Origin of the sequence: Streptomyces sp. NPDC048606 (genome assembly GCF_040650855.1) — a bacterium.
In the GTDB taxonomy this organism is placed as follows: Bacteria; Actinomycetota; Actinomycetes; order Streptomycetales; family Streptomycetaceae; genus Streptomyces.
Map to the genome: position 1 here is coordinate 1 of NZ_JBEZIB010000083.1, position 7,091 is coordinate 7,091.

General features: G+C 71.4%; 4 protein-coding genes. All 4 read right to left on the bottom strand.

Going from position 1 to position 7,091, the window contains the following annotated elements; translation table 11 throughout:
• Positions 1 to 101: 101 nt before the first annotated feature.
• Positions 102 to 1,292 carry a pyridoxal phosphate-dependent aminotransferase gene (locus AB0D01_RS39260; RefSeq protein WP_363064139.1) on the bottom strand — a complete coding sequence of 397 codons (1,191 nt, stop codon included), beginning with the start codon at positions 1,290 to 1,292 and terminating at the stop codon, positions 102 to 104.
• A 9-nt stretch (positions 1,293 to 1,301) separates the two neighbouring features.
• The gene (locus tag AB0D01_RS39265; RefSeq protein WP_363064141.1) at positions 1,302 to 2,630 is read right to left on the bottom strand and encodes a diaminobutyrate--2-oxoglutarate transaminase family protein; all 1,329 of its coding nucleotides are present in this window, start codon (positions 2,628 to 2,630) and stop codon (positions 1,302 to 1,304) included.
• A 22-nt stretch (positions 2,631 to 2,652) separates the two neighbouring features.
• Positions 2,653 to 3,987, bottom strand: a complete 1,335-nt coding sequence (locus AB0D01_RS39270) for a SidA/IucD/PvdA family monooxygenase (protein ID WP_363064143.1) — start codon at positions 3,985 to 3,987, stop codon at positions 2,653 to 2,655.
• Between the two features lie 24 nt (positions 3,988 to 4,011).
• Positions 4,012 to 7,091: AMP-binding protein (locus AB0D01_RS39275; RefSeq protein ID WP_363064145.1), on the bottom strand; the 3,080-nt coding region annotated here is incomplete at its 5' end.

Sequence of the window (7,091 nt, forward strand, 5' to 3'; positions counted from 1 at the left end):
GCCTCGATGGGACTTGCGGGCCACGTACGACGCGGGGAGTTCCGGCGAATGGCCCGCCACGAGGTCATCTCGCGGCGGGCGGTTGCCGGCCCCGTACGGTTTCATGCCCCTCTGCTGGCCAGCTGCTGGTTCGCGTGCACGAACTCCGCCAGCCGGCGCAGCCCCTCATCGAGTTCGGCCGGATCGCCCGCGAGGGTGACGCGGACACATGCCGCGCCTTGCCGGCCGAAGGAGTCGCCGGGGCAGACGCAGACCTGTCGCTCGCGCAGCGCCCGGTAGGCGAACTCGCGTGCGTCCATGCCGGTCGAGGAGATGTCGAGGAAGAGGTAAAAGGCGGCCGAGGGACGGACGTACGACAGGCCGTTGACGTCGCCGAGGATCCTGTCCGCCTTCTCGACCCGTGCCGCGATCTCCTCGCGGACGCCGCGTGCGAAGTCCGTACTGTCGTCCCGTGAGACGTAGGCGAGCGCCGCCTCCTGCATCAGGCCGGGGCCGCAGGAGAAGAACAGCGAGCTGTAGTCGACCAGCTTGCCGATCAGCTCGGTGTTCTCGCTGACCGCGCAGCCCACCCGCAGGCCCGGCGCGGCGGCGTCTTTCGACAGCGAGTACAGATAGGTGACACCGGGGCGATGGCGGGGCGCGGGCGTCTGCCCGTCGAAGACCAGGTTCTTGTAGGTCTCGTCGAACAGGCAGTGCAGCCCGTGCCGGTCCGCCAGGTCCAGCAACGCGTCCAGCCTGCCGGGCTCCATGACGGTGCCCAGCGGGTTGGACGGGGAGTTGACCACCAGGCAGTGGATGCCGGGGTTGTCGCGGACCAGCCGCTCGATCCCCTGCGGGTCCGGGTTCCAGCCGTCGGTCGGGTCCAGCGGGTAGGTGATCACGCGCAGGCCGTTGAACTCCGCCCCCAGGAAGTAGGTGGGGAAGCCGGGGTCGGGGATCAGCACTGCATCGCCCGGGTCACAGGTCACCCCGAGGTACTGGCTGATCAGCGCATTCGCCGGGGCTACGACGACGTTGCGCTCGGTGAAGGCGACACCCTTCTCCTGTGCGTACCGGCGGGCGAAGGCCTGCCGCAGCGACGGGGTGCCGCCCGAGGCGACGTAGCCGAGCTGAGGGCTCTCGGTGGCGGCCCGCAGTGCGCGGACGACGTGCGGATTGACGAAGCCCTTGGTGTCGCCGATCTCCAGATGGATCACCGGGACGCCGCTCCGTTCCAGGTCCTGCGCGGCGGACAGGATCTCGAACATCGGCTGGGGCCGGAAGACGCGGGAGCGTTTCGACAGTGCGTGCATGGTCGCTCCTCAGGTCCGAGACGCGGCGGTAAGGCGGCGGTCGGTCGTCTCGCGGATGGCTGTCGCGAGGATGTAGAGGCCCCGGGCGAACGTCTCCTCGGCGATGTTCAGCGGGGGCAGCAGCCGCAGCACCCGGTCGTCACGGCCGCCGCGTTCGATCAGCAGGCCCGCGTCGAAGCACGCTTGCTGGATCTCCCGGGCCAGGTCGGCGGCACTCACCTCGTGGGTGCCGGCCAGCTCCACGCCGATCATCAGGCCCTTGCCCCGCACGTCGAGCACGCTGGGCAGCTCCTCTGCCAATGGGGCGAGGGCGGCGAAGGCCTGGGCCGAGCGTTCGCGGACATTGGCCAGGACGTCCTCCTTCTCGAAGACGTCCATCACGGCGAGGCCAGCGGCGAAGGCCAGCTGGTTGCCGCGGAAGGTGCCGATGTGGGAGCCGGGCTCCCAGACGTCCAGTGCCTCGTCGTAGATCATCAGCGAGACGGGCAGACCGCCGCCGACCGCCTTGGACAGCAGGATGACGTCCGGCTCGATGCCGTACTGCTCGAACGCGAACCAGGTGCCGGTACGGCCGGCGCCGGTCTGGATCTCGTCCACGATCAGCGGCACCCCGGCGGCCCGGGTCGCCTCGCGCAGCCGGCGTACGAACTCCGGGTGTGCGGGGACGGACCCGCCCTCGCCCTGGACCAGCTCCACGATCACCGCTGCAGGGGTGGTGAAGCCCGCGTGGCTGTCCTCCAGCGAAGACTCCAGCATGGCGACGCAGTTGACGTCGCAGGTGTCCGAGGACAGCTTCAGCGGGCACTGCGCGCAGTAGGAGTACGGCATGAAGTGGACACCGGGCATCAGGTTGCCGATACGGCGCTTCGGTGCGACCAGGCTGGTCAGCGCCATGGCGCCGGCCGTGCAGCCGTGGTAGCCGCCCTGGTAGGCGATGACCTCGCTGCGGCCCGTCGCCGTCTTGCACAGCTTGACCGCCGCCTCCACGGCGTCGGCGCCGGTGGGGCCGCAGAAGTGCATCCGCATCCGGTCGCGCATGCCCTCGGGCAGCATCTCCAGATGGCGGCGGGTGAACTCTGCCTTCACCGGGGTCGGGATGTCCAGGCCGTGGGTGAGCAGCGGGAGCTGCTCCACGATCGCGTCGAGGACCTGGGGATGGCCGTGGCCGAGGGCGAGTACGCCCGCGCCGCTGAGGAAGTCGATGTAGGACTTGCCCTCCATGTCCAACACATGGCTGCCGGACGCGCGCCGGATGGCGAGCGGGAGGTTGCGGGGGTAGGTGCGGGCGTTGGACTCGTGGCGTTCCTGGAACTCCAGCAGCTCCGCGTTGCCGTGCATGTGGTGCGTTTCCTCCATCGGATCAGGCGGCGGTGGTGTTGGCGGTGCCGGCGCCCGGGGCGCGGCAGTCCGGGCCGGTGAGGTGGCTGTGTAGCGAGGAGGCGATGTCCCGCGCGCGCAGGGCGAGGAGGCTGAAGGAGCCGGCGTCGCCCATGCCGTGCGAGGTCTCGCACAGGCCGTTGAGGTACACCAGCGGGAACGGCGCGTCGGGGTCCGCTGCGGGGAGTCGGTAGTCACGGCCGACGTCGGCCCGCCCCGATGCGGTGGCCCGTACCCCGGCCGCGATACCGTTCAGCAGGGCGGGCAGGAACTCTCCACCTTCCTTGGGCGAGCCGAGGTCCCTGAAGCCGGTGGCGAGGACGACCAGGTCGGCCTGGAGCTCTTCCGTATCGCCCGTGTACCGCTCGCGTAGGGAGAGGGTCACCCGCTCGCCGTCCGCGGCGCAGCCCTCGATGTCGGTGCAGCGCCGCACGTCGACGCGCTCGGCGCCGTCGAGCCGGTCCTCGTGCATCTTCAGGTACAACGTGTGGATGACATCGATGTCGGCGGCGGAGTAGTTGGTGTACCGAAGGTCCCGGTTGAGGGCCTTCTTGGCGTCCTCGGAGGCCTCGTAGTAGTAGTCGGTGAACTCCGGGAGGTAGACCTCGTCCATGAAGGGGCTGGTGTCCTTCTGTCGGTATCCGAAGGACCGGACGAGGCCCGTGACCTGGCCGTGGGGCAGCTGGGAGCGCAGGTCGAGGACGAGTTCCACGGCGCTCTGGCTGCCGCCGACCACGACCACCCGCGGTTCGCGGTGCCCCGCGACCTCGGACAGCGCGTCCAGGTACTCCGTGAAGTGACGCACGCGCGGATGTGCGATGGAGGTGAAGGGCTCCGGGACGTTCGGGGCGCGGCCCGGAGCCGCCACCACGGCGGGCGCGCGCAGTTCGGAGCCGTCGGCCAGCCGGACGACCGCGGTGGCGGGGTTACGGCCGTCGCGCAAGACCTCGGTGACGCGCGCGTCGTAGCGGACGTCGGCGCCGACCTGCTCGGCGACCCACCGTACGTATCCGGCGTACTCCTTGCGCAGCGGGTATTGCGCGCCGAGGTTGAGGTAGGCGAAGAACCGGCCTGTTTCGTGGAGGTAGTTGATGAACGTGAACCGGCTGCGCGGGTTGACTGGGGATATCAGGTCACGGATGGGGTTGTTCTGGATGTCGGATCCGTCGAGCAGCATGCCGGGCTGCCAGGCGGGGCCGGGGCGAGATTCGAGGAAGACGGCCTTCAGGTGCGGGTGGCGTTCCTTCAGCGCGATTGCCAGAGCCAGGTTGCCCGGCCCGAAGCCGATACCGATCAGGTCTGCGTCATGGTGTGACAAGAGAGATGCCTTGGTTCAGAAGGTTCAGGGTCGTGTTCGCAGAGGGCCGGCTCCGGCCAGGAGGCCGGCCATGGAGTTCAGGAGCCGCTGTGCGGTCTTGGAGTCCAGCAGTGAGGCTCGGTAGTGCAGCTCCAGCACCCAGGCGTCGTCCTGTCCGCGGACCACGCCCATCAGGTCGTACCGCACGTCGTACGGCAGTGCGCCTGCAGCGTGGTCGGCGCTGTCGGGCAGCAGCGGGCTGCGGCCGGGGACGGCGTTGAACAGGATGCTGCTGAGGGGGTAGGGCTCCGCTGCCGGGTCCATGCCCAGGTCGGCTACCAGGGTGTCGAGTTGCAACCCCTGGTGGTCGAGCGAGCGGGCGAGGGCGGCCTGGGTGGCCCGCGCCGTTGCGGCGAGCGTCGCGGTGCGGGTCAGGCGTACCGGGACGATGTTGTGGAAGTTGCCGACGACGCGGAGCACGGCGGGGTGCGGGCGCCCGGTCGAGGGGATGTGCACGGCGAGGTCGTCGCGCTGCAGGTGGTCCGCCAGTTCCTGAGTGAAGGCCGCCAGCAGCAGCGCGAAGGGTGTGCAGCTCAGTGCGCCGGCGGCGGTGACCGGCGAGTGCGTCAGTCGCAGGGCTGCGTAGGCGCCCCGCGCGTCCTTTGGCCACGTACCGGGGTGCCGTGGCAGCGTGGTGGGAGTGAGTCCGGCCAGCTCGCCCCGCCAGAAATCTCGCAGTCGGGCGGCATTGGCCTCCTCGGCGGAATTCTGGTGGCGCGCGTACTCGACGTAGGCTGGGCCGGCCGGCGCTGGAGGGAGTTCCTCGCCGTCCGAGAGGTGGGCCAGGATTGCCCGCAGGTCCGTTCGCAGCAGGCCCTGGGAACTGCCGTCCGTGATCATGTGGTTGAGCGTCATGATCAGTTCGCTGGTTCCGATGCCGCGTGCCAGTACGGCCGACCAGGGAAAGCCCGTGGAGAGCGGCACGGGTACGGCGATCAGCTCGGCCGCGAGGACCTCCGGCTCGACGTCGCTCACCGGCAGGGGCAGCGGGACATCCGCCGGGGCCAGTACCTGCTGGAGGGTGGTGCCCGCCGTGGTGGTGAACCGGGTACGCAGGCCCGGATGCCGGGCTACCAGCAGCCGCAGGGCGGCATGCAGGTCCCGTTCGCAGATGGCGTCGGGCAGCGGCAGCCGCAGCTGGACGTTGGACCAGTTGCGCGGCGGCCCGGCGAGGTAGAACGCGGCGAACCGGCGCTGCTGCGGCGACAGCGGATACGACTTCCCGAGGACGGGCTCGTGCGGGATGCTGCCGAAGTCCAGGCGTGCACCGTCGGCTGTGGTGGCCGACGCGCCGGCCCGCGCTGCCAGCGCGGCCGGGGTGGGCGCGCGCAGCACGTCGGTGTGGCCGAGGTCCTTGACGCCGAGCTCGTCGGAGAGGACCGCGAGCAGTTCGGCAACGGCCAGCGAATCGCCGCCCAGGGCGAAGAAGTCACAGTCCGGGGTGACGGAGGCCCGCCCGAGCGCGGTTGCCATTGCCGCGCGTACCGCGTCCAGGACGGGGTTGCCGTCCAAGGCGGAGTCCGGTGGCCCGGACGAGAGGGGGCCGTGGTGCTCGGCGGCTGCCTGCCGGCCCAGTTCGCGCAGCCGGGCACGGTCGACCTTGCCGTTCGCGGTGAGGGGGAGGACGGGCACCGAATGGATCACGGAGGGCACCATGGCCAGCGGCAGCTGCTCGCGCAGCACGGCGACCGCGGCGGTGAGCGCGGCGGGCGGCAGATCCCCGTCGACGAACGCGACGAGCTGTTTTTCCGGCGTCCCCTCCCGGGCAACCGCCGTGACGAACGCGTCCCCGGCACCGTGTGGCGCTACGGCGGCGCGGACGTGAGCGGCTACCTCGGCGGGCTCCACCCGCAAGCCGCGGATCTTGACCTGGTCGTCGATCCGGCCGCGCACCACGTAGCGGCCGTCGGCCGTGCGGGAGGCCAGGTCGCCGGTGTGGTAGAGCCACTCGCCGGGCCTGCCGCCGGGAACCTGCCGGAACCCTCCGGTGGGCCGGCCGGCGCCGTCCAGGTAGCCGTGGCTGCGGAACGGCGCGCGCAGCACGGCCTCGCCGGCCTCGCCGTCCGGCACCGGGGTCCCGTCGGCGTCGACGAGCGTTACCTCACAGCCCGGTAGCGGGCGGCCCACGGGCAGAACGCCGGGTTCCTCAGCGCCCGTGACCCGGTGAGCCAGCTTGGCCAGGGTCGTCTCGGTCGGGCCGTAGAAGTTCCAGATCTCGCCCGCGGGTGCCGCCGCGGACCGCCACTGTTCGGCGAGCCGGGCGTCCAGCGGCTCGCCGGCGAAGCAGGTGGCGCGCAGCGCGAGCGGATCGGCGAGGCCGCCGGTGCGCAGCCAGCCGCGGACCAGGGAGGGCACCGTGTGCAGCACGGTGACCCGGGTGCGGGCCAGCCAGGGCAGCACCGAGCGGCCGTGAAGGTTGCCGGGGACGTCCGGCAGGACCACGGTCGCCCCCGAGCACAGCGGCAGGAACAAGTCGCGCAGCACGACGTCGAAGGAGGGGCTGGTCAGCTGGGCGACGCGGTCGCCGGGGCCGACGCCCAGGGCGCTGATCTCCCAGTCGACGAAGTGGGCGAGGCCGCGGTGGCCACCGAGGATGCCTTTGGGGGCGCCGGTGGAGCCGGAGGTGAAGAAGACGTAGGCCTCGTCATGGTGGGCGGCTGAAGGCTGGTGCGGAGGGTGCTCGGGAGCGGCGGTGAGGTCGCCGACTGGTACCTCGCCGGGCCCGGGAGGTGCCGTGGACGCGGCCAGCCGTACGCGCGGCGCGACCTGCTCGGTGAACGCCTCGGCGCGTGCCGGGGGCAGCGCTTCGTCGAGGAGCAGCAGGACGGCGCCCGCGTGCAGGACGCCGAGGACAGCGGCCACCAGTTCTGCGGACGCCCGGCCCCGGACGGACACCCGGTCGCCGGGCCGCACCCCCAGGCGGTCCAGGCCGTTGGAGATCTCCCGCATCCGGTGGCGCAGCCGCGCGTAGTCGGTGACTTCGGCGTGCTGTTCGACGGCCGGGAGGCTGGGGTGGCGCAGGGCGGTCTGCTCGAAACGGGCGATCACGCAGTGCGGGGCCCCCG